General features: G+C 67.8%; 18 protein-coding genes and 1 tRNA gene. 11 read left to right on the top strand and 8 right to left on the bottom strand.

Annotated elements, in window-relative coordinates:
• Positions 1-19: 19 nt before the first annotated feature.
• Positions 20-1,078 (bottom strand): lytic transglycosylase domain-containing protein, encoded by a 1,059-nt coding sequence (locus AC3WRR_RS24265; protein ID WP_011615864.1) that lies wholly within the window; start codon positions 1,076-1,078, stop codon positions 20-22.
• A gap of 647 nt (positions 1,079-1,725) precedes the next feature.
• Between AC3WRR_RS24265 and ubiD the strand changes: the two genes are divergently transcribed.
• Both ubiD and AC3WRR_RS24255 read left to right on the top strand, forming a co-directional pair.
• Positions 1,726-3,255, top strand: a complete 1,530-nt coding sequence (ubiD, locus tag AC3WRR_RS24260) for a 4-hydroxy-3-polyprenylbenzoate decarboxylase (RefSeq protein ID WP_011615865.1) — start codon at positions 1,726-1,728, stop codon at positions 3,253-3,255.
• 108 nt (positions 3,256-3,363) lie between these two features.
• Complete coding sequence (locus AC3WRR_RS24255; RefSeq protein WP_492298338.1) at positions 3,364-5,388, top strand: acetoacetate--CoA ligase; 2,025 nt, start codon at positions 3,364-3,366, stop codon at positions 5,386-5,388.
• Between the two features lie 21 nt (positions 5,389-5,409).
• Here AC3WRR_RS24255 and AC3WRR_RS24250 read toward each other — a convergent pair whose 3' ends face one another.
• Entirely contained in the window at positions 5,410-6,063 is a 654-nt protein-coding gene (locus tag AC3WRR_RS24250) for a glutathione S-transferase family protein (RefSeq protein ID WP_010813769.1), read from the bottom strand.
• 250 nt (positions 6,064-6,313) lie between these two features.
• On the opposite strand from AC3WRR_RS24250, the gene AC3WRR_RS24245 reads away from it, so the two are divergent.
• Together AC3WRR_RS24245 and AC3WRR_RS24240 are read left to right on the top strand one after the other, a co-directional pair.
• Positions 6,314-7,528, top strand: coding sequence for a polyhydroxyalkanoate depolymerase (locus AC3WRR_RS24245; protein ID WP_010813770.1), 1,215 nt, complete (start codon positions 6,314-6,316; stop codon positions 7,526-7,528).
• A gap of 84 nt (positions 7,529-7,612) precedes the next feature.
• Complete coding sequence (locus AC3WRR_RS24240; protein ID WP_492298337.1) at positions 7,613-8,515, top strand: aldose epimerase family protein; 903 nt, start codon at positions 7,613-7,615, stop codon at positions 8,513-8,515.
• A gap of 15 nt (positions 8,516-8,530) precedes the next feature.
• Here the strand turns inward: AC3WRR_RS24240 and AC3WRR_RS24235 are convergent, their stop codons facing one another.
• From AC3WRR_RS24235 to AC3WRR_RS24225, 3 genes are all read right to left on the bottom strand, one after another.
• On the bottom strand, positions 8,531-8,908 hold the full coding sequence (locus AC3WRR_RS24235; protein ID WP_010813772.1) for a DUF5594 family protein: 378 nt from the start codon (positions 8,906-8,908) through the stop codon (positions 8,531-8,533).
• A gap of 86 nt (positions 8,909-8,994) precedes the next feature.
• On the bottom strand, positions 8,995-10,107 hold the full coding sequence (locus tag AC3WRR_RS24230) for a CoA transferase (protein ID WP_439668133.1): 1,113 nt from the start codon (positions 10,105-10,107) through the stop codon (positions 8,995-8,997).
• 8 nt (positions 10,108-10,115) lie between these two features.
• On the bottom strand, positions 10,116-11,105 hold the full coding sequence (locus AC3WRR_RS24225) for a tripartite tricarboxylate transporter substrate binding protein (RefSeq protein WP_011615869.1): 990 nt from the start codon (positions 11,103-11,105) through the stop codon (positions 10,116-10,118).
• A gap of 90 nt (positions 11,106-11,195) precedes the next feature.
• On the opposite strand from AC3WRR_RS24225, the gene AC3WRR_RS24220 reads away from it, so the two are divergent.
• The 4 genes from AC3WRR_RS24220 (at position 11,196) to trmB (ending at position 14,190) form a co-directional block, all read left to right on the top strand.
• Entirely contained in the window at positions 11,196-12,194 is a 999-nt protein-coding gene (locus tag AC3WRR_RS24220) for a LysR family transcriptional regulator (RefSeq protein WP_492298335.1), read from the top strand.
• Positions 12,195-12,301: 107 nt separating this feature from the next.
• Positions 12,302-13,162, top strand: a complete 861-nt coding sequence (locus AC3WRR_RS24215; RefSeq protein ID WP_011615870.1) for a transglutaminase-like domain-containing protein — start codon at positions 12,302-12,304, stop codon at positions 13,160-13,162.
• A 98-nt stretch (positions 13,163-13,260) separates the two neighbouring features.
• Positions 13,261-13,335 (top strand) — tRNA-Gly (locus AC3WRR_RS24210).
• Between the two features lie 66 nt (positions 13,336-13,401).
• On the top strand, positions 13,402-14,190 hold the full coding sequence (gene trmB, locus AC3WRR_RS24205) for a tRNA (guanosine(46)-N7)-methyltransferase TrmB (protein WP_010813777.1): 789 nt from the start codon (positions 13,402-13,404) through the stop codon (positions 14,188-14,190).
• A 69-nt stretch (positions 14,191-14,259) separates the two neighbouring features.
• Here the strand turns inward: trmB and AC3WRR_RS24200 are convergent, their stop codons facing one another.
• The 3 genes from AC3WRR_RS24200 to AC3WRR_RS24190 all read right to left on the bottom strand — a co-directional run bounded on the left by AC3WRR_RS24200 (position 14,260) and on the right by AC3WRR_RS24190 (position 16,127).
• Positions 14,260-15,141: an undecaprenyl-diphosphate phosphatase gene (locus AC3WRR_RS24200; protein WP_010813778.1), complete on the bottom strand. Its 882-nt coding sequence runs from the start codon at positions 15,139-15,141 to the stop codon at positions 14,260-14,262.
• Positions 15,142-15,219: 78 nt separating this feature from the next.
• Complete coding sequence (locus AC3WRR_RS24195) at positions 15,220-15,780, bottom strand: DUF1439 domain-containing protein (RefSeq protein WP_439668137.1); 561 nt, start codon at positions 15,778-15,780, stop codon at positions 15,220-15,222.
• 41 nt (positions 15,781-15,821) lie between these two features.
• On the bottom strand, positions 15,822-16,127 hold the full coding sequence (locus AC3WRR_RS24190; protein WP_037023570.1) for a hypothetical protein: 306 nt from the start codon (positions 16,125-16,127) through the stop codon (positions 15,822-15,824).
• A gap of 277 nt (positions 16,128-16,404) precedes the next feature.
• Between AC3WRR_RS24190 and AC3WRR_RS24185 the strand changes: the two genes are divergently transcribed.
• Genes AC3WRR_RS24185 through AC3WRR_RS24175 form a run of 3 tightly spaced genes read left to right on the top strand, consistent with a single transcriptional unit; the run spans position 16,405 to position 21,592 of the window.
• Entirely contained in the window at positions 16,405-17,220 is an 816-nt protein-coding gene (locus AC3WRR_RS24185) for a TetR/AcrR family transcriptional regulator (protein ID WP_492298332.1), read from the top strand.
• A gap of 2 nt (positions 17,221-17,222) precedes the next feature.
• Positions 17,223-18,335 carry an efflux RND transporter periplasmic adaptor subunit gene (locus tag AC3WRR_RS24180; protein ID WP_492298330.1) on the top strand — a complete coding sequence of 371 codons (1,113 nt, stop codon included), beginning with the start codon at positions 17,223-17,225 and terminating at the stop codon, positions 18,333-18,335.
• Between the two features lie 11 nt (positions 18,336-18,346).
• Positions 18,347-21,592 carry an efflux RND transporter permease subunit gene (locus AC3WRR_RS24175; RefSeq protein ID WP_492298328.1) on the top strand — a complete coding sequence of 1,082 codons (3,246 nt, stop codon included), beginning with the start codon at positions 18,347-18,349 and terminating at the stop codon, positions 21,590-21,592.
• Positions 21,593-21,602: the final 10 nt, after the last annotated feature.

Below are 21,602 nucleotides of genomic sequence, written 5' to 3'. Positions count from 1 at the left end.
TGGCGGTACCGTTGCGCGCTCAGGCGTTGTGCGGACCGTTGTTCGCTTCCAGTTTCTCGGTCGGGGCCAGCTGCTCGGCCGGGGCCTTGACCTCGACCGGCTTGTCGGCGTTGGCGGGCGCGTTGCGCACGCCCAGCAGCTGGCGCAGGCGGGCACGCTCGGCCAGCACCTTGGCGCCGTAGCCGCCATCGGTAGCCGTGGTGGCACCGACGTAGTACTTCAGGCCGCCTTCGATCGAGCCGGCGCGGGCGATGCAGTCCTTGAGCACCAGCGCGCCGATCTTGATATTGGCATACGGGTTCAGTGCCGCGGCAACGCCGCCGACGGCCTCGTACTTGTCCTGGTGGACCTTGGTCATGACCTGCATCAGGCCCTGCGCGCCCACGCCGCTTTCGGCGTACGGGTTGAAGCTGGACTCGATCGCGATCACGCCCAGGATCAGCAGCGGGTCGATGCCGACCTCGCGGCCGGTCAGGTAGGCCGCCTTCACCAGCTGCGCGGTGGCCTGCGCCGCCACGCGGTACTTGCGGGCGATATAGTCGGCGACGGCCGCCTGCTCGCGCGCGCTGCCCAGCGTGGCGGTGCTGCGGGCGTCTTGCGCCACGCGCGTGACCGGGATCCGCGCGGCGAGGTGCGCGACCGACGGCACCTTGGCGGATGCCGCCAGGGTCCATTCGTCCACGCCCGACACCGTCGGCAGGCCGGCCTTGCCAAAGGCAAGCTTGGCCGCGGCGACGTCCGCCGAATGCGGCGGCACGGCAGTGCTGGCCACGGCAGGCGCGGCCGGCATGGCGGCGCCAACCAGCACCGCGGGTGCCTCGTCACCCGCCAGCAGCGCGGCCAGCGTGGTGCGCCATTCCTGGCTCAGCGACAGCGACACGGCCGAAACGACCGCGACCACGCCCAGGCTGTTCAGCGCGTACTTCAGCGTTGTGCGGCCACCGCGCAACGCGCGGCCCGCGACCGGATGCGCAAGACGGACCTGCAATGCCCGACTCACTCCGGGTACCGGCTGTCGGAGACGGACCTGCAAGGCCCGCCCGATGCCGGGAAGATGAAGGGTTTTCCAACCGCTCATGCTTACCTCCATCCGTTGCCCGCTTCGCGCGCCCGACTGCGGCACGCGCCCGATCTCAACGTACTCAAGTAAGGATGCCGCGCCGTCCAGCAGTGACGACCAAGCATCTGTTGGCAGGCGCTCCCCGTGCGCCCAACTGGAAACAGGCTACGCTCTGGGGGAGCGCACCCTGCCACGACTAAACTCACTACGCTCCGGCAAGTCGCCGGAGGCGACCGGTCGGCCCGCCTTGCTTCGGGTCCATACATCGGTCCTTGCTGGAGGGACTTTCTGGCACATTTTCTTTATGTGCACCCCTTGACACAGGGGGAAAATCCATGTTGCGACGCAACACTCCAGGAGCAAGACCGGATTGTAGGAACGGTGTTATATCCCGTCAAGAATAATAACTTCGGTTTCTACTACTTACAGTTATTTGTAACAATGATTGCCATGTCGCCACCGGATCACCCGATTGCCCGCAAACGCAGGCCTGGCCTTGGCTGGTCGCTCGGAAAAGTACGCTGTCAGCGACAAAAAACTTACAATTTGCGCGGCTTGGCTTTGATGATTTTTTTGCCGCGGCGCCGGTGAATGTGTATCGTCACCGACTTCGACGCCGCCTTGCAGAGGCTTTCCCCCAGCCCCGCACCACAACAGAATTCACTATGCAATACAAAGACTTGCGCGATTTCATCGGCCAACTCGAAGGCATGGGCGAGCTGCGGCGCATCGCCCGGCCGGTTGCGCCCAACCTGGAAATGACCGAAGTCTGCGACCGGCTGCTGCGCGCTGGAGGCCCCGCGGTCCTTTTTGAGAAACCTTCCGGAGCCAGCACCGATGGAGGTATCTATAGCGTCCCCGTACTGGCCAATCTGTTCGGCACGACACACAGAGTCGCACTTGGCATGGGCGCCGAATCGATGGAGGACCTGCGCGACATCGGCCGGGTCTTGTCAGCATTGAAGGAACCGGAACCGCCGCGCGGCCTGCGCGAGGCCGGCAAGCTGTTCACGCTGGCCAAATCTGTGTGGGATATGGCACCAAAGCGCGTCAGCAGCCCGGCCTGCCAGGAGGTGGTGTGGGAAGGCAACGACGTCGACCTGGCGCGCCTGCCGATCCAGACCTGCTGGCCCGGCGACGCCGCGCCGCTGATCACCTGGGGCCTGGTGGTGACCAAGGGCCCGCACAAGAAGCGCCAGAACCTGGGCATCTACCGCCAGCAGGTGATCGGCCGCAACCAGGTCATCATGCGCTGGCTGGCGCACCGCGGCGGCGCGCTGGATTTCCGCGAGCATGCGCTGGCCAATCCCGGCAAGCCCTTCCCGATCGCGGTGGCGCTGGGCGCGGACCCCGCCACCATCCTGGGCGCGGTGACGCCGGTGCCCGATACGCTGTCCGAGTACCAGTTCGCCGGCCTGCTGCGCGGCAGCCGCACCGCGCTGGCCGGCTGCCTCACGCCGACGCTGTCCGAGCTGAGCGTGCCCGCGTCGGCCGAGATCGTGCTCGAAGGCCATATCCAGCCCGACCCGAACCACCCGTCCGGCTACCAGCATGCGCTGGAAGGCCCGTTCGGCGACCACACCGGCTATTACAACGAGCAGGACTGGTTCCCGGTGTTCACCATCGACCGCATCACCATGCGGCGCGACCCGATCTACCACTCCACCTACACCGGCAAGCCGCCCGATGAGCCGGCGGTGCTGGGCGTGGCGCTGAACGAGGTGTTCGTGCCGCTGCTGCAGAAGCAGTTCCCGGAGATCACCGACTTCTACCTGCCGCCCGAGGGCTGCAGCTACCGCATGGCGCTGGTGCGCATGAAGAAGCAGTACGCCGGCCATGCCAAGCGCGTGATGTTCGGCGTGTGGAGCTTCCTGCGGCAGTTCATGTATACGAAGTTCATCGTGGTGGTCGATGACGATGTCGACGTGCGCGACTGGAAGGAAGTGATCTGGGCCATCACCACACGGGTCGACCCCAGCCGCGACACGGTGCTGGTCGACAACACGCCGATCGATTACCTGGACTTCGCCTCGCCGGTGTCGGGCCTGGGCTCCAAGATGGGCATCGACGCGACCGACAAGTGGCCGGGCGAGACCACGCGCGAATGGGGCACGCCGATCTCCATGGATGCCGCGGTCAAGGCGAAGGTCGACACCATGTGGGAAAGCCTGTTCGAGCGTCCGGCCGGCAACTGAATCTAAGGGCCGTTATCATTGCAGGCTGATGCCGGCTGCCGCCACACGAGCCCGGCATACCCATCGCCACCATCCGATGCCCGCGACAGACGGGCCCGAGGTGGAGACATGAGCACCCCCGCCCCTCTGACCGAAGGGAATCTGATGTGGACGCCGTCCGCGGCGTTCCGCGACAGCAGCCAGATCGCCGCCTTCATGCGCTGGCTGCGCGCCGAGCGCAGCCTGTCCTTTGACGACTACGACAGCCTGTGGCAGTGGTCGGTCACCGAGCTGGAAGCCTTCTGGGATGCAGTGCGCGCGTATTTCGACGTGCATTTCGACACGCCCGCCACGCAGGTGCTGGACCGCCACACCATGCCGGGCGCACGCTGGTTCGAAGGCGCGACGCTGAACTACGTGCAGCAGGTATTCCGCCATGCCGGCATTGGCAGCGCCCGCCAGCGCGCCGCGATCCGTTACGCCGGCGAAGCGCAGCCGCTGGCCGAAGTGAGCTGGGACACCCTCGAAGCCCAGGTCGCGTCGCTGGCGCATGCGCTGCGCCAGATGGGTGTGCAGCGCGGCGACCGTGTCGCCGGCTACCTGCCCAATATCCCCGCCACCATCGTCGCCTTCCTCGCCACCGCCAGCCTCGGCGCGGTGTGGTCGGGCTGCGCGCCCGACATGGGCCAGGTGGCAGTGATCGACCGCTTCCGCCAGATCGAGCCCAAGGTGCTGATAGCAGTCGATGGCTACCGCTATGGCGGCAAGGTCTACGACCGCGCCCCGGTGGTGGCAGACCTGGTCGCCACCCTGCCCTCGCTGACCGATCTCGTGCTCGTGCCACAGGTCGGCAGCAATGCGGCGCCGCCCGCCGGCGTGCGCACCCATGCCTGGCAGGAGGTGCTGGCGCACGACGTGCCGCTGGCGATCGAGCCGGTGCCGTTCGACCACCCGCTGTGGATCGTCTATTCGTCCGGCACCACCGGCATGCCCAAGCCGATCGTGCATGGCCATGGCGGCATCGTCATCGAGCAGCTCAAGCTGATGGCCTTCCATAACAACCTGGGCCCGGACGATGTCTTCCACTGGTACAGCAGCAGCGGCTGGATCATGTGGAACGCGCAGGTGGCCGGGCTGCTGCTGGGCACCACCATCGCACTGTATGACGGCAACCCGGCTTTTCCGGATGCCGGCGTGCTGTGGCGCTTCGTCGACGATGCCGGCGTGACCATGTTCGGCGCCGGCGCGGCCTTCTTCACCAACTGCATGAAGGCGGGCATCGAGCCGGCGCGCATCGCCGACGTGTCGCGCCTGCGCGGGCTCGGCTCGACCGGCTCGCCGCTGCCGGTCGAGGCCTACGACTGGATCTACCGCCATGTGCGCGAAGACATCTGGCTGGTGCCGATGTCGGGCGGCACCGACTTTGCCGGCTCGTTCGTCGCCGGCTGCCCGCTGCTGCCGGTCTATTCCGGCGAGATGCAGTGCCGCTGCCTGGGCGCCAGGGTGGAGGCCTTCGACGACCACGGCCAGCCGCTGCTCGACGCGGTGGGCGAACTGGTCTGCACCGAGCCGATGCCGTCGATGCCGCTCTACCTGTGGGGCGACACCGACGGCAAGCGCTATCGCGACAGCTATTTCGACACCTATCCCGGCGTCTGGCGGCATGGCGACTGGATCAAGATCACAAGGCGCGGCGGCGCTGTGATCTACGGGCGCTCGGACGCCACCATCAACCGCCACGGCATCCGCATGGGCACCAGCGAGCTGTACCGCGTGGTGGAAGACCTGCCGGAGGTGCTCGACAGCATGGTGGTCGACCTGGAATACCTGGGCCGCGAATCCTATATGCCGCTGTTCGTGGTGCTGCGCGAAGGCCTGGTGCTGGATGATGCGCTGCGCGACACCCTGCGCGCGCGCATCCGCGACGCGCTGTCCTCGCGCCACGTGCCCAACGAGATCGTGCAGGTGCCCGGCGTGCCGCGCACGCTGTCGGGCAAGAAGATGGAGGTGCCGATCAAGAAGCTGCTGCTCGGCCATGCGCCGCAGGGCATCGCCAACCGCGATGCGATGGCCAACCCGGACACGCTCGACTGGTACTTCGACTACGCCGCACGCTTCCTGGCTGCGCGGCAAGCCGAATCGGCCACGGCGTAGCGTCAGCGCCGGCGGCGGCCGCTAGAATTCCACATCCAGCTCGCTGATTTCGTCGGGTTCCTCGCGCGCCGCCGCGATCCACTCCTGCAGTTCCGGCATCGACAGGATCTGCTTGCAGTAGGCAACCGGCACGGGATCGAGCATCACGCCATAGGTGACAAAGCGCGTCACCACCGGCGCGTACATGGCGTCGGCCATGGTGCGCGTGCCGAACAGGTATGGCCCGCCGTAGCGCGTCAGGCATTCGGTCCAGATCGCCGTGACGCGATCGATGTCCGCCTGCGCACGCGACCACACCTTCATCCCGGGGAAATGCCCCTTCAGGTTCATCGGCAGCGCCGAACGCATCGCGGCGAACCCGGAATGCATCTCGCCGCAGATGGCACGGCAGTGGGCACGCGCGGCGCGGTCTTCCGGCAGCAGGCCAGCCTTGGGGTGGATTTCATTCAGGTATTCGGCGATTGCCAGCGTGTCCCACACCGTCACGCCGTGGTGGCGCAGGCACGGCACCAGGATCGACGGGGACAGCAGCAGGATTTCCGCACGCGCCGCGGCGTCGTCCGGCGGCACCAGCACTTCTTCGAATTCCAGGCCGGCAAAGCGCGCCAGCAGCCAGCCGCGCAGCGACCATGAGGAATAGGTCTTGCTGCTGATGGTGAGTGTGGTCTTGGACATCGCGCCTCCTTTACTGCTTGTTGCCGCTAATGGCCGCGCACCTATGCAGTGCATCCGGCAGGCACCAGTCTGAAGCCGCTGCGCGCAACGCGCCGCGAAGCGGCGCCATGCCCATGCGCCAGGCGCATGCCTCGCTACTTGCGCGGCATTGTCCGCCCGCTCACAGCACAATGCGCAAGGCGCGTGCCAGGCATAAACTGATGGCATGCATATTGCGGCTCGCAAGAACCAGAATAGCGGGGACCGAGCCATGCTGTACCACGCCTACCAGATCTACGCGGACATGATACTGCCGGCCTGCACGCTGGCGGAGCTGGCTGCCGCGACGCTGGCGGCAAATCCCAGGTCCGGTGGTTTCGACGCGGTGCCCCGCCTGCGTGCCGCCTGCGAGCTCATCGCACTGGTGCGGCTCACGCACCACCGGCCGGCCTTCGGCATCGACCACGCAACCGTCGGCGGCCAGCCGGTGCCGGTCACCGAGGAAGTCGTCGCGCGCACGCCGTTCTGCTCGCTGCTGCACTTCCGCCGCCACGGCATCGTCGGCCAGCCGCGCGTGCTGCTGGTGGCGCCGATGTCCGGCCACTTCGCCACGCTGCTGCGCGGCACGGTCCAGACCATGCTGGCCGACCACGACGTCTATCTCACCGACTGGCACAACCCCCGCGACATTCCGTTGCTGGCCGGGCGCTTCGGCTTCGATGAATTCGTGCAGCACCTGATCGGCTTCCTGCAGACGCTGGGCGGCGGCACGCATCTGGTGGCGATTTGCCAGCCTGCCGTGGCAGCGCTGGCGGCAGCGGCACTCATGGCCGAGGACGGGGATCCCGCCCAGCCGCCCAGCCTGACGCTGATGGCCGGCCCCATCGACGCGCGCGTCAATCCGACCAAGGTCAACGCGCTGGCCATGAGCCAACCCCTCGAATGGTTCGAGCGCACCTTGATCGGCATGGTGCCGCTGCGCTTTGCCGGCGCGATGCGGCGCGTCTACCCGGGCCACGTGCAGCTGCTGGCCTTCATGAGCATGAACCCGGAGCGGCACGAACAGGCGCTGCGCGAGCTCTACGCCCTGCGCGAGCGCGGCGAGCACGACAAGGCCGATGCCATCCGCGACTTCTACATCGAGTACTTCGCCACCATGGACCTGACCGCGGAGTTCTACCTGGAAACCGTCAGCCTGGTATTCCAGCGCTTCCTGCTGGCCCAGGGCCTGCTTGACGTGAGCGGACGCCGTGTCCGCACGCGCGCCATCCACCGCACCGCCCTGCTCACCGTGGAGGGTGAACGCGACGATATCTGCGCCATCGGCCAGACCGTGGCGGCGCAGGACCTGTGCTCCAGCCTGCGCCCCTACATGCGCATGCATCATGTGCAGACCGGGGTCGGGCACTATGGCGTGTTCAACGGCAGGCGGTGGGAGACGCAGGTGTACCCGCTGGTGCGCAACACCATCTACACCAGCAGCTAACCCGGCAGCCGCCAGCGCGCTGGCCTCGCTTATCATGGCAGCTGCGCCGGGCGGCACGCGAACGGCGCGGCACCAACGATCAACATGCCATTGCTACCGACACAAGACTTCCAGGGCCAGCCGCTGGTCCGGATCGGCGATGCCGACACGTTCCTGCTGCTCGCCCCGCAACACGGCGGGCGGCTGGTCCGCTGGGTGCACCGCGGACAGGACATCCTCTACTGGCCGGACGCTGCCGACTGGTCCCGCCCGGCCACGGTCCGCGGCGGCAACCCGCTGCTGTTTCCGTTTATCGGCCGGCATTTTGCCAATGGCAATCCGGGCCAGTGGCGCGACGGACAAGGGACCATGCACACGCTGGCGCAGCACGGCTTTGCACGCGACCTGCCCTTCGTCGTCAGCGCCATCGACGCGCAAGCCGCGATCACGATGACGCTGCGCGACAGCGATGCAACGCGCGCCGGCTACCCCTTTGCCTTTGTCTTCGACGCCATCTACCGCTTGCTGCCCGACGGCCTCGAAGTCACGCTGCGCACCATCAATACCGGCGCGCAACGCCTGCCCTGCTATCCCGGCCACCATTTCTATTTCGCGCTGCCGCACGCGCAACGTGGCGCCGCGTCGCTGGCATTGCCGGGCACGGACCGCATGCGCCAGCTACCCGATGGCAGCCCCGGGCCCGCAGAGCGGGGCGAGACGACTTACTGGCTGGACGACGCACGCCTGCAGGACACGTTCCACGTCTTTCGCGACAGCCCGTCCGCCGCGCTGGCGATGCCGGACCGCCGCGTCACGTTCGAACTCGACCTTGCCGGCAGCGCGCCATGGCATGCCGTGACGACCTGGTCCGAAAACGAAACCTCCGACTTCTATTGCGTGGAACCGTGGGCAGGCCTGCCCGACGCGATCCACCACGGCCAGGGGCTGCGCTGGATCGAGCCGGGGCAAACTGAAAGCGCGATCTGCCGGCTGCGGGTGGCTGGCTGAGTCAGTGCACCCGGCTCAGCGCTCGAAATCCAGCCCGCCGATCAGGATCGCCGGGTCAGCCTGCGACAGCGAGCGGAAGTCGATCCCGCGCGGCTCCTGCCAGGCGCGCAGCTTGGCCGGCAACGCCGCCAGGTAACCGGCAAAGCGCACCTCGCCACCGGCCGCGAACAAGCGCTGCACCTCCAGTCCATCCCACGCCAGCGTGATATCCAGCGCATAAGGGTGGCGCCGCAGGTCCGGCGGACCATCCCCGGTCATGCGCAGGCGCGGTGGCCGGCCGGGGGCTTCGGCGGGCAGGGTGTGGAGTTGCACGCGCCGGTCATGCTGGCCAATCGCGGCGGCGATGCGCGGCAGGCATTCCGCTTCAAAGCGGGCGAAGAAATCGGTGGTCAAGGTGGCGGCGTCCTGACGTTGCGAGTTGGAGCGATGGCGGCACACAGCCGTGCGCCATCGTGCCAGCAACTATACGCCGCCGGGTGTCATACCGGGCGGTAGACCTGGAAGCCCAGCCCCGGCGACAGCACCTCGGTCTCCCCTTCCTGCAGCGCCACCGGCCGCAGGCTGCCATTGGCCATCGACTCCCCCGCAAACTCAGCGATATTGCGCAGGCGGGCCGCCGGGATCCCCAGCGCGCTGAGGCGCAATTCCAGATCCTCCGCGGTGCCCGCCGCCACTGCGCCCGCAATCGCCCGCTTGAGCGCGGCCGGATCGAGCGAGCGCACGAAGGCAGGCAAGGCGCCCGCATCCAGCGGCGTCTCGAACAAGGCCGGATCTTGCGCAAGCCCGCCCAGCCCGAGTGCGTCAAGCAGCGCCAGCAACTGCTTCGGCGTATTCGCGCCGATCGCCAGCCAGCCATCCTGCGTGCGGAAGAAATCGGCCGACGGGCTGCCCGAATAGCCCTGGTTGCCCTGCCGCGCCGGCACGCCGCCGGTGGTCATGGCATCGCACGTCATCGGATACATCAGTTGCAGGCCGGCGGTGGCCATCGAGACATCGAGCAGCATGCCCCGCCCCGTGCGTTCGCTCTCGCGCACGCCGGCCAGGATGGCAAAGGCGGCCAGCATGCCGGTGGCCGAGTCGATCACCGGGAAGCCGGTCTTCATCGGCGGATCGCCCTCGGTGCCGCCCATCCAGGCCATGCCGGTGGCGGCCTGCACCACGTGGTCGTAGGCAGGCCGGCCATGCCACTGCGCCGCGCCGCGGCCAAAGCCCGAGATGCTGCAATAGACCACGCGCGGATTGCGCGCGCGCACGGCTTCATAGCCCAGCCCGAAGCGCTCGAGCACGCCCGGCCGCAGGTTGTCGACGAAGACATCGCAGCGGCCGGCCAGTTCCAGCGCGTGTTCGCGCCCTGCCTCATCCGACAGGTCGAGCGCCAGCGACGACTTGCCCGCATTGAGCGCGACAAAGGCGGCATGACCCTTGCCCGCGCGGCGCATCACGTCGCCACCGCCGGCGCTCTCGACCTTGGTGACCCGCGCCCCCAACTGCGCCAGCAGGAAGGTGGCAAACGGCCCGGCGATCACGTGCGAGAAATCCAGCACGGTGATGCCGGCCAGCGGGGCAAAGTCCGGTTGTGGAGTGAGGGTCATGGGATAGCCTATTCGATGGTGATGCGGTTCTTGTCGATAACCTGGCGGATGCGGGTGGTCTCATCGGCCACCAGCCGCGAGAAGGCTTCAGGCGTGGGCGTCGGCGCAAGCACCGCGCCCATCTCGGCATAGCGCCGGCGCAGGCCGGGATCGCCCAGCGCCTGCAGCACCGCGGCATGCAGCCGCGCCACGATCGGCGCGGGCAGATGCGGCGGCGCCCAGATGCCGCTCCATGCGTCGAGATCGAGATCCTTGCGGCCCAGCGCCTCATTCAGCGTGGGCACCTGCGGCAGCACCGCGGCGCGGCTGGCCGAGGTCACCGCCAGGGCCCGCACCTTGCCGCTGGCGATCTGCGGAATCGCCGTCGCCGCCACCGGGAAGCCGAACTGCGTGTCGCCCTTTATCAGCGATGGCACGATCTCGACCGAGCCCTTGTACGGCACATGCACCACGTCGATGCCGGTGGCCGACGCAAACGCCGCGCCCGACACATGCGCGGCCGAGCCGATCCCGCCCGAGGCGTAGTTCAGCGTGCCCGGCGCGCGCCGCGCCGCGGCGACCAGGTCGGCCACGTTCCGGTACGGCGAGCCGGCGCTGACCACCAGCACCGCCGGACTGACGCCGACGCGGATGATGTGGGTGAACGCCATCGGGTCGAACTTCGCGCCGGGCTGCAGCAGCTTCTGCGTGACATGGGTCGAGGCACCCAGCATCAGCGTGTAGCCATCCGCCGGCTGCTGCGCGACAAACTCCGCGGCCAGGATGCCGCCTGCACCGACCTTGTTCTCGACCACCACCGGCTGGCCAAGCTCTCGCGCCAGCAACTCAGCCAGCTTGCGGGTCTGGATATCCGGACCGCCGCCGGCGGCGTAGGGCACCACCAGCCGGATCGGGCGGTTGGGATAGGGACTGGCCGCACCGGCCCTGCCCAGCGCGGCAGCGGCCGGCAGCGCCAGCAGGGACTTCAGCAGCAGGCGGCGCCCGACGTTGGCATGCATCGCATGTCTCCTCCATGGTTTGCCCCGATTGTCCGGCGCCGGGCCATTCGAAACAATTATCCAGTCTTGATGGAACCATCACGTTTTGTTATGAGTCCCGCCTCCCCTACGCGCGCCAGCGCCGCCACGCCGTCTCCCAACCGGATTGACCGGCTGCGCATCCGGCACCTGCGCCTGCTCGACCTGGTGGCGCGCAGCGGCTCGCTGACCGCGGCCGGCGAAGCGCTGCATATCAGCCAGCCCGCCGTCACCAAGATGCTGCAGGAACTGGAGTACGCCTTCGGCTGCAGGCTGATCGAACGCACCACGCGCGGCGGACGGCTGAGTGCCGCGGGCGAACGCGCGCTGGAGCGGCTGCGCGTGGTGCTGGGCGTGATCGACGCCGCCGGCGAGGCGCTGCAGGCGCGCCCGGAAGTGCCGCTGGTCCGGCTGGGCATGCTGCCGCTGGTGGGCGTGGACGTGCTGCCGCAGGCGGTCGCGCTGCTGCGGGCCCAGGACGCGCTGCCGCGGCTGGCAGTGCGCGAACATAGCGTCGGCGGCCTGACCGCAATGCTCTGCGAAGGCGAACTCGACTGCATCGTGGGCCGGCTGCAGAAAGACGACACCGACCAGCTCAAGGCCAGGGTCCACATCACCCCGCTGCGCGATGAATACCTGGCCGTGGTCTGCGCCCCCGCCCACGCGCTGGCGCGGCGCCGCGAGGTCACGCTGGCGGACCTGCATGAAGGTCCCTGGATCCTGCCGCCGCGCGGCACCCACACGCGCGACGTGTTCGAGCAGCCATTCCTCGACGCCGGCCAGCTGCCGCCCGTTCCGCATATCGAATCGGCCTCGTTCCACAGCAACCTGGCCATGACCGCCGCGGGCGGCTTCCTGACGGTGGCGCCGGCCACGGCGCTGGCCCACTACCAGGCCATGTCGATGGTGCGGGAAGTGCGGCTGCGCACCCCGTTTGCATCGGGCCGGCTGGTCTTCATCACCCCGGCGCAGATCGAGGCGCCGCCCGCCGTGATCCGGTTGCGCGAAGCCCTCGAAGCGGTGACAAGGCAGGACACCGGCGCACCGCCGGCACGCGCGCGGCGCCGCTGACAGGTCACGGTCTGGCTGCCGCACTACACTGGCAATGGATGCACCGCCATTTCCGGCCCCAGGGAACCGGCCGCCTTTCCACGGCCCCAGCCAGTGCTGACCACCCGATGAACCGCCTCAGGTACGCAGTAAGCCTGTCCTATGAGGTCATGGATCCCATGGCGGACTTCCTGCTCAATATCGAAGCCGCCCGCACGCCCCGGCAGTCCGTCGTCTCGGAGCAGCTGACGCTGCCGCCCGGCCTCGAGACCGCCCGCTACACCGATCCCGTGCTGGCCAACCGGCTGCTCAGACTGCGCGCACCCCAGGGCCCCCTCGGCATCCGCTATGAGGCGATCATCGACATCGATCACTACCTGGAAGACGGCGACAGGTTGTCAGAAGTGCCCGTTGCCGAGCTGCCCTTCGATGTCCTGCCCTACCTGGCACCAAGCCGCTACTGCGAATCCGACCGCCTGATGGAATTCGCCAGCCGCGAGTTCGGCGGCATGCTGCGGGGCTATGTGCGCGTCTACGCCATCCGCGAGTGGGTGCGCAATCATGTGCGCTTCCTGTCGCGGTCTACCAACGAACGCACCTCGGCTGCCGACACAATCGTGGAACGCACCGGCGTCTGCAGGGATTTCGCCCACCTGATGATCGCCCTGTGCCGCGCGCTGAGCATCCCGGCACGCATGTCCAGCAGCCTCGACTACGGCGCGGACGCAGACATGGGCGGGCCGGATTTCCACGCGGTGGTGGAGGTCTACCTGTCGCACCGCTGGTACCTGCTGGATCCTTCGGGCATCTCGATCCCCACCGGCCTGCTTCGCATCGGCACCGGCCGGGATGCCGCGGACATACCGTTTGCGGCCATCTTCGGCCAGGTAAGGTCGGAGCGGCCCGCGGTGGAAATCGAGCCGTTGACGGATGCGGCGGCTGGTATCGGGATGCCGGTGTTTACGCCGCAGGCGATTTCTACGTGGTAGCGGATCAGGACGTTAGTGCTGGCACAGGCACTTATTTGGCCGGCACCGCAGCTGGCAGCTTGCGTCCTCGCCAGAAATCCGCATAAAATCGCGGGTTCGCGGGCGTCGTATAATGGCTATTACCTTAGCTTCCCAAGCTAAAGACGTGGGTTCGATTCCCATCGCCCGCTCCACTTCCAGTCGAGACAAGCCGCCTTTGCCACCATTACGGTGATCTGCCCGGCGGCTTTTTTGTTGCCATGCTTCCCCAAGACCCCAGCACCGAACCGACGCCGGCTGACGACGCCGCGCCGGTAGACAGCGCCGGACAAGCGTCCGCCCCCTCTCCTGCCGATCCTGAAGGCGTTGCGCATCCGCGCCGGATCCGTTCGTTCGTGCGCCGCGCGGGGCGGACCTCGACCGGACAGCAGCGTGCCATCGACGAAGTCGGCCCGCGCATGATGGTGCCGTACGCACCGCAGCCACTGGACTGGGAGGCAACATTTGGCCGCAAGGCGCCGTCGATCCTTGAGATCGGCTTCGGCATGGGCGAGACCACCGCGCATATCGCCGGCCTGCGGCCGCAAGACAACTTCCTGGGCTGCGAGGTGCATGAGCCCGGCGTGGGCGCGCTGCTCAAGCTGATCGACGAGCGCGGCCTGGGCAATGTGCGGATCCTCCAGCACGATGCGGTGGAGGTGATCGCGCATATGCTGACCGATGACTGCCTGGACGGCGTGCATATCTACTTCCCGGACCCCTGGCACAAGAAGCGCCACAACAAGCGCCGGCTGGTGCAGCCGCCGCTGGTGAAGGTGCTGGCCGCGCGGCTGAAGCCGGGCGGCTATATCCATTGCGCGACCGACTGGGAAGAGTATGCGCACCAGATGCTGGAAGTGCTGTCGGGCGAGCCGTTGCTGGAGAACACCTCGACCGCTGCGGACGGATTTGCCGAGCGGCCCGATTACCGGCCCGTGACCAAGTTCGAGCGGCGTGGCGTGCGCCTCGGGCATGGCGTGTGGGACGTGGTCTTCCGCAAGCGCGCCTGAGCGCTGGCGACGGAGAAACAAAAAAGCGTGGCACCTGCCACGCTTTTTTGTTGCCTGCTGCAATCCCGCTCAGGCGTGCCAGGACACCAGGCCGGAGTACGCGGTCAACAGCACCACGATGCCGAAGGCGATACGGTACCAGGCAAACGGCTTGAAATCATGCGTGGCGACGAAACGCAGCAGCCAGCGCACGCACAGGAAGGCGGACAGGAAGGCAAAGACGAAGCCCACCGCGAAGATGCCGAGGTCGTCCCCGTTCAGCAGCGCGCGCGCCTTGTACAGCTCGTAGACGGTGGCGCCGAAGATCACCGGGATCGCCAGGAAGAACGAGAACTCGGTGGCCACCTGCCGTGACAGCCCGAACAGCATGCCGCCGATGATGGTGGCACCGGAGCGCGAGGTGCCCGGCACCAGCGCGAAACACTGCGCCAGGCCGACCTTGAGGGCATCGCGCCAGTTCAGGTCATCGACCGATTCAATCCGCGGCGCGCCGGCCTTGGCGGCCTCCAGCAGCGCATTGCCCTGCGGATGCGAGACCGTGCCGCGGCGCGCGTCGCGCCATTCGGCCAGCAGGATCACCACGCCGCCGACGATAAAGGCCAGCGCCACCGAGATCGGGTTGAACAGGTGGGCCTTGATCCATTTGCCGAAGATAAAGGCCAGCACGATGGCCGGCACCGAGGCGATCACCACGTTGGCGGCAAAGCGTTGCGCGAGCGGCTCGGCGCGCAGGCCGCGCACCACGTTGCCGATGCGCGCGCGGAATTCCCAGCATACCGCCAGGATCGCGCCGAACTGGATCACGATTTCGAAGATCTTGCCCTTCTCGTCGTTGAAGTCGAGCAGCTGGCCGGCCAGGATCAGGTGGCCGGTGCTGGAGATGGGGAGAAACTCGGTCAGTCCTTCGACGATGCCGAGTATCACGGCTTTCAGGGCAAGTGCGATTTCCATGCGGAACGGAGAAACGTGGTCATGGGCGTTGCCCGGCATGCGCGCCGGACCGCCTGGATTGTTGTATGAGCGCCCCGGTCACGGGCGGTTGATCTTGACGTTGATGCCGTCTGGCAAAACGGTGATTGTACCGGGTGCCACATTCCTGCCGGCAACCCGCAGCTGGTCTTCGCGGAAGGTATAGAGCGGATAGTCCTGCAGCAGCTGCTCGGCCAGGATGCCGCCCAGCGCGTTGAGCTGGCGCGAAAACTGCGCGGGCATGCCCTGCACGTCGAAGCGCTGCACCTCGGGGTCCTGCAGCACCACCGAGCGCGTGGGCTCGTCATAGCGCAGGCCGCTGTCCAGGGCAAAACGCCCTGACAGGGCCCGGCTGAAGAACAGCTTGTTGTCGATCATGGCGTCAAACTGCACGTTGACGCGGTTGCGCGCCGGGTCCAGCGTCAACTGCGGGTTGGTCAGCTGGATGTCGAACAACTCCATATAGCGCTTGTTGAACGGAAACTTGCGCTCCAGCGCCGCCTGCAGCTGGCTTTGCGAGAAGGTGTATTCGTTGCGGAAGGCGCCGCAGGCGGCCAGGCCCACGGCCAGCGTGGCCGCGGCTGCCGCGGCAAGCCAGCGCCGTCGGGAAGTCCGGATCATATTGCCTCCGATTGCGGGATAGTCAGGTAGCGTACCAGGCGTCATGCGAGCGGACCGGGCCGCCCGGGCCCGGCCTGCGGCGCGGTCAGGATTTCCAGCCGGGTCAGCCAGTGCAGCGCGGCCTCGCGCGAATCGCCGCACATCTCGGCCGACGGCTTCAGGCCGCCGCAGAACGCAGGCCGGTCCGGGCTGCCGAATACCGCGCAGCGCATATCCGGCAGCAGCTGCGCGCACGGCTCGCCCGCCGGCTTGCCGGCGGGCATGCCGGGTAGCGGCGAGGCAATCGACGGGGCGATGCAGCAGGCGCCGCAGCCCGCGCGGCAGGAAAGGTCTGACCGGCAGCTCATGACGATGGTTCAGGATGTGCAATGGACAGCCGCAAAGCGGCCGGCACAAAACGGACATTGTGCCCGAAGGGCCGCTGTCGTCCTGTAAGAAAAGGAAAACACCGTAAGCCGCGCCCGGGCGCCGCCGGAAAAAGCGGACAACAAGCCACACGCGGCAAATCAGCCTCAGTGCCGCCTCGGTGTGTTCCCGAGGGTCGCCGGCCTGCGCTTGACCCCCTCATGGCGCTCATCTACATTACTGACCCACAAGTTATTAACTTTCTGACCCGCCCCCCACGTGCCCCGCAGTAGCCGCAAGACATCCGTGAAAACGCCCGCCGATCCGCACAAGGAAGCCGACACCCCGCGCTGGAGCCGGCGCAAGGCCGCCCGCCCGCAAGAGCTGGTGGCCGCCGCGCTCGACCTCTTCGTTGAGCGCGGGTATGCGGCCACCCGGCTGGAAGACGTGGCCGCGGCGGCCGGCGTGTCCAAGGGCACGGTCTATCTTTACTTTGCCAACAAGGAAGAGCTGTTCAAGTCGGTGGTGCGCGAGAACCTGGTGCCGGCACTGGCGCGCGGCTCGGACCTGGTCGACGCCTACGACGGCAGCACACCCGAGCTGTTGCGCGAGCTGCTGCGCGGCTGGTGGGGCCTGATCGGCGCCACGCCGGTGGCGGGGCTGACCAAGCTGATCATGGCCGAGTCGGCCAACTTCCCGGACATCGCCCGTTTCTATAACCAGGAAGTGATGATGCCGGGCGACGAGTTGTTCGCCAAGGTGCTGGCCCGCGGCGTGGCGCGCGGCGAATTCCGCGCTCTGCCGGCCAACCCCACCACGACGCTGGTCTGTGCGCCGCTGGTGTTCCTGATGCTGTGGCAGCGCGCGCTGCGCGCCACCGCCGAGAAGGACATCGACCCCGAGGCCTTCCTGGACGGCCTGCTGGACACGCTGCTGTTCGGGCTCACCACCGGCGATGCCCGCAATCGCCCGCTGCCGCCGCAGACCGGCCCCTATATCTGGGAACGCATCCGCGACGACATGCTGGCGCAACGCGCCGCCGCCATGGAAGCCGACGCCGAACCCGATCCCCCTGCGCCGCGACCCGGCCCCTGAACATGAAGCGCAAGACCCTGCTGATCACCGCCGCCTGCATCGCCATCGCGCTGACCGCCACGGTCGCCGTGCGCAAGGCCGGCAGCACGCGTCAGCCGCAGGCGCCGGCCCAGGCCGCCGTCAACGTGGTGGAATTCCTGCAGACCGACCTGGTCAGCGTGGCGCGCCAGGACCTGCGGGTGTCGCTGCCGCTGTCGGGCAGCCTGCGTGCGCTGAACCAGGCCTCGGTCAAGGCCAAGGTCTCCGGCGAGGTCAAGGCGGTGCTGGTACGTGAGGGCGAGCCGGTGCGCGCCGGCCAGGTGATCGTGCGCATCGATCCCACCGAGTACGAGGCCAAGGTAGCGCAGGCGCGCGGCCAGATGCTGGCCACGCGCGGGCAGTTCGAGAACTCGCGCCAGACCTGGGAGCGCAACCGCGAGCTGGTCGGCAAGGGCTTTATCTCCAGGACCGCGTTCGACAAGTACCAGGCCGACCTGGACGTTGCCCGCGCCAACCTTGACGCGGCCCAGGGCGGCCTGGCGGTGGCGCAGAAGGCGCTGGCCGACACCGTGGTCAAGGCCCCGCTCGACGGCATGGTGGCCGCGCGCACGGTGCAGCCGGGCGAGAAGGTCTCGCCGGATACGCGCCTGGTCGACGTGGTCGACCTGCGCGTGCTGGAACTGGAAGCGCCGATCCCGATGGCGGACGTGGCGCGCGCCGCGGTCGGCCAGCCGGTGGCGCTGGACGTGGAAGGCGCCGGCCGCTTCACCGGCAAGCTGGTGCGCATCAACCCGGCAGTCAGCCAGGGCACGCGCAGCATCATGGTCTATGTCCGCATCGAGAATGCAGACCAGACGCTGCGCGCCGGCATGTTCGCGCGCGGCGCGCTGGTGCTGGGCGAGCGTGCCGGCGTAGTGGCGGTGCCGTCCTCGGCGGTGCGCACCGAAGGCGAGCGCGCCTTTGTCTATGCCATCGACAAGGACACGCTGGCCGAGCGCCCGGTGCAGCTTGGCATCCGCGACGAGGCCAGCGGCATGGTGGAGATCGTCTCGGGGCTGGACGCGGGCACCGAGATCGTCCGCAACAACCTCGGCACGCTGCGCAGCGGCAGCCAGGTCAAGCGCGTCAAGGCATAAGGGCCCGCGCCATGTGGTTCACGCGCCTGTCGATCCGCAACCCGGTGCTGGCCACCATGATGATGATGGCCTTCATCGTGGTGGGGCTGTTCTCTTACCAGCGGCTGCCGGTCGACCAGTTCCCCGACATCACCTTCCCGGTGGTGGTGGTGCAGACGGAATATCCCGGCGCCGCGCCGGAGTCGGTGGAGTCCGACGTCACGCGCAAGGTCGAGGAGATCGTCAACACCATCTCCGGCATCGACGAGATCTTCTCGCATTCGTACCAGGGCACTTCGGTCGTCGTCATCAAGTTCGACCTGAGCGTCGACGTCGGCCAGGCCGCGCAGGACGTACGCGACAAGATCGCGCTGATCCGCCCGCAGTTCCGCGACGAGGTGAAAGAGCCGCGCGTGCTGCGCTATGACCCGTCCGATGCGCCGATCTTCTATCTCTCGGTCTCCAACGCACCGGGCGCCACCCACAGCCAGCGCGAGCTGACCACCATCGCCGACCAGATCGTGCGCAAGCGGCTGGAGACGGTGCGCGGCGTGGGCGCCATCAATATCGTGGGCGGCACCAAGCGCGAGGTCGAGATCCGCATCCGGCCGGCGCAGCTCGAGGCGCTGGGGATTGGCGTGGACCAGGTCATGAACGCCATCCGCAACGAGAACCAGGAACTGCCCGCGGGCGAGCTGCGTTCCTCGGCCACGGAAACGGTGGTGCAGATCAAGGGCCGCGTGCCCACCCCCGACGCGTTCCGCCAGATCATCGTCGCGCGCCGCGCCGGACAGCCGGTCACGCTGGGCGAGATTGCCGATGTGCGCGACGGCCAGGAAGAGCAGGAAAGCCTGGCGCTGCTGGACGGCAAGCGCGCCCTGTTCCTGTCGGTGGTGAAGGCGCAGGGACAGAACACGGTCGATACCGTCGACGGCCTGGTGCGCATGACCGAGGAAGCACGCAAGCTGGTGCCGGCCGGGGTGCAGCTGAACGTGGTCAACGACACCGCGCGCGGCATCCGCAGCAGCGTCAAGGAGGTGCGATCGACGCTGCTGGAAGGCGCCTTCCTGACGGTGGCAATCGTATTCCTGTTCCTGGGCTCCTGGCGCAGCACGGTGATCACCGGCCTGACGCTGCCGATCGCGCTGATCGGCACCTTCGGCGTGATGTATATGTGCGGCTTCACGCTCAACGTGATCACGCTGATGGCGCTGTCGCTGTGCGTGGGCCTGCTGATCGACGATGCCATCGTGGTGCGCGAGAACATCGTGCGCCACAACCTGATGGGCAAGGACCACCGCAGTGCGGCGCTGGACGGCACCAACGAGATTGGGCTGGCGGTGCTGGCCACCACCTTCTCGATCGTGGCGGTGTTCCTGCCGGTGGGCTTCATGGGCGGCATCATCGGGCGCTTCTTCCACCAGTTCGGCATCACCGTGGTGGCGGCGGTGCTGATCTCGATGTTCGTCTCGTTCACGCTGGACCCGATGCTGTCGTCGGTCTGGCGTGACCCGGACCTGCACGGCACCGGCAACAAGAAGAGCTGGTACGGGCGCACGGTGGGGCGGTTGCTGGACTGGTTCTCGGCAAAGATGGACAAGCTTGGCAACGGCTACGCCGGCATGCTGGGCTGGGCGCTGAAGCACCGGCTGGCCACCGCCATCATCGCCGCGGTGACCTTCTTCGGCAGCTTTGCGCTGGTGCCGCTGATCGGCACGGAATTCGTGCCCAATGCCGACCTGGGCGAGACCCAGGTGGGATTCACCACGCCGGTCGGCACCTCGATCGAAGTCACCGAAGCCAAGGTGCGGCAGGTGGAAGCCGCGCTCAAATCGTTCCCCGAAGTGGCCTACACCTACGCCACCATCAACTCGGGCAATGCCTCGGGCCGCAACAATGCGCTGGTGTCGGTGCGCCTGACCGAGCGGCGCTCGCGCCAGCTGTCCACCGCGCAGCTCAACCCGCTGATCCGGCAGCGCCTGGCGGGCATTGCCGGCATCACGCTGACGATGGTGGGCATGCCCGACGGCGCCGGCGGCCAGAAGGCGATCCAGGTATCGATCCAGGGCGATGACCTGGACGAACTGCGGCGCCTGTCCAGGGAAGCCGGCACGCGCATGAAGGCGATCCGCGGCCTGGCCGACCTGGATTCGAGCATGAAGGACGACCGCCCCACCATCGAGGTGCGCATCCGGCGCGAGCTGGCCTCGGACCTGGGCGTGGGCGTGGCGCAGATCGGCAATGCCCTGCGCCCGCTGCTGGCCGGCGACGCCATCAGCTCATGGCGCGCGCCCGATGACGAGAACTACGACGTGCGCGTGCGCCTGCCCAGGGACGCGCGCACCGGCATGGCCGACCTGAGCGCGCTGATGATCGCCAGCAGCCAGACCAACGCCGACGGCTCGCCCAGGATGGTGCCGCTGCGCCAGATCGCCGAGCTGGTGCCGACCACCGGCGCCAACCAGATCAGCCGGCGCGACCTGAACCGCGAGGTCGAGCTGACCGCCAACGTGGCCGGGCGCTCGGCCGGCGAAGTCGCGCGCGACGTCAAGGCCGCGCTGGACGGCATGAACTGGCCGGCCGGCTACAAGTACCGCTTTGGCGGGTCGACCAAGTCGATGAACGAGTCCTTCGGCTACGCCGTGTCGGCGCTGGCGCTGGCGGTGATCTTCATCTACATGATCCTGGCCTCGCAGTTCGCCAGCTTCTTCCAGCCGATCGCCATCATGACCTCGCTGCCGCTGACGCTGGTCGGCGTGTTCGCGGCGCTGCTGCTGTTCCGCTCGACGCTGAACATGTTCTCGATCATCGGCTTCATCATGCTGATGGGGCTGGTGACCAAGAACGCAATCCTGCTGGTGGACTTCGCCAACCAGGCGCGCCAGGGCCATGTGGACCAGGGTGGAGTTGGCGACGGCCGCCAGCCGCTGTCGCGCGAGGCGGCGCTGGTGGAGGCCGCGCGCGTGCGGCTGCGCCCCATCCTGATGACCACGCTGGCGATGATCTTCGGCATGGTGCCGCTGGCCTTCAGCCTGGGCGAAGGCGCCGAGCAGCGCGCGCCGATGGGCCAGACCGTGATCGGCGGGATCATTACCTCGTCGATCCTGACGCTGGTGGTGGTGCCGGTGATCTATACGTATCTTGATGATTTCGGCGCCTGGCTGCGCCGGCTGTGGCAAGGCAAGCCCGCCAGCGAGCCCGCAGCGCACGCGCAGCCCGCGCCCGGCCGGCAAGCGGCACCGGATCGCCCGGCCCCGGCGGAGGCCAGCGCGGAATGAGCCTGGCGGC

The organism is Cupriavidus sp. FW305-3-2-15-C-LB2 (assembly GCF_058787575.1).
Note: the sequence above shows the minus strand (reverse complement) of the source record. Positions and strands in the feature narration are given on the sequence as shown.

Bases quoted from the DNA above. Each gene is read 5' to 3' on its own strand.
- AC3WRR_RS24175 (WP_492298328.1), top strand. From the start codon at position 18,347: ATGTGGTTCACGCGCCTGTCGATCCGCAACCCGGTGCTGGCCACCATG.
- AC3WRR_RS24225 (WP_011615869.1), bottom strand. From the start codon at position 11,105: ATGCATGCCAACGTCGGGCGCCGCCTGCTGCTGAAGTCCCTGCTGGCG.
- AC3WRR_RS24180 (WP_492298330.1), top strand. From the start codon at position 17,223: ATGAAGCGCAAGACCCTGCTGATCACCGCCGCCTGCATCGCCATCGCG.
- AC3WRR_RS24190 (WP_037023570.1), bottom strand. From the start codon at position 16,127: ATGAGCTGCCGGTCAGACCTTTCCTGCCGCGCGGGCTGCGGCGCCTGC.
- AC3WRR_RS24220 (WP_492298335.1), top strand. From the start codon at position 11,196: ATGAGTCCCGCCTCCCCTACGCGCGCCAGCGCCGCCACGCCGTCTCCC.
- ubiD (WP_011615865.1), top strand. From the start codon at position 1,726: ATGCAATACAAAGACTTGCGCGATTTCATCGGCCAACTCGAAGGCATG.
- AC3WRR_RS24240 (WP_492298337.1), top strand. From the start codon at position 7,613: ATGCCATTGCTACCGACACAAGACTTCCAGGGCCAGCCGCTGGTCCGG.
- AC3WRR_RS24230 (WP_439668133.1), bottom strand. From the start codon at position 10,107: ATGACCCTCACTCCACAACCGGACTTTGCCCCGCTGGCCGGCATCACC.
- AC3WRR_RS24250 (WP_010813769.1), bottom strand. From the start codon at position 6,063: ATGTCCAAGACCACACTCACCATCAGCAGCAAGACCTATTCCTCATGG.
- AC3WRR_RS24245 (WP_010813770.1), top strand. From the start codon at position 6,314: ATGCTGTACCACGCCTACCAGATCTACGCGGACATGATACTGCCGGCC.
- AC3WRR_RS24255 (WP_492298338.1), top strand. From the start codon at position 3,364: ATGAGCACCCCCGCCCCTCTGACCGAAGGGAATCTGATGTGGACGCCG.
- AC3WRR_RS24215 (WP_011615870.1), top strand. From the start codon at position 12,302: ATGAACCGCCTCAGGTACGCAGTAAGCCTGTCCTATGAGGTCATGGAT.
- trmB (WP_010813777.1), top strand. From the start codon at position 13,402: ATGCTTCCCCAAGACCCCAGCACCGAACCGACGCCGGCTGACGACGCC.
- AC3WRR_RS24200 (WP_010813778.1), bottom strand. From the start codon at position 15,141: ATGGAAATCGCACTTGCCCTGAAAGCCGTGATACTCGGCATCGTCGAA.
- AC3WRR_RS24265 (WP_011615864.1), bottom strand. From the start codon at position 1,078: ATGAGCGGTTGGAAAACCCTTCATCTTCCCGGCATCGGGCGGGCCTTG.
- AC3WRR_RS24195 (WP_439668137.1), bottom strand. From the start codon at position 15,780: ATGATCCGGACTTCCCGACGGCGCTGGCTTGCCGCGGCAGCCGCGGCC.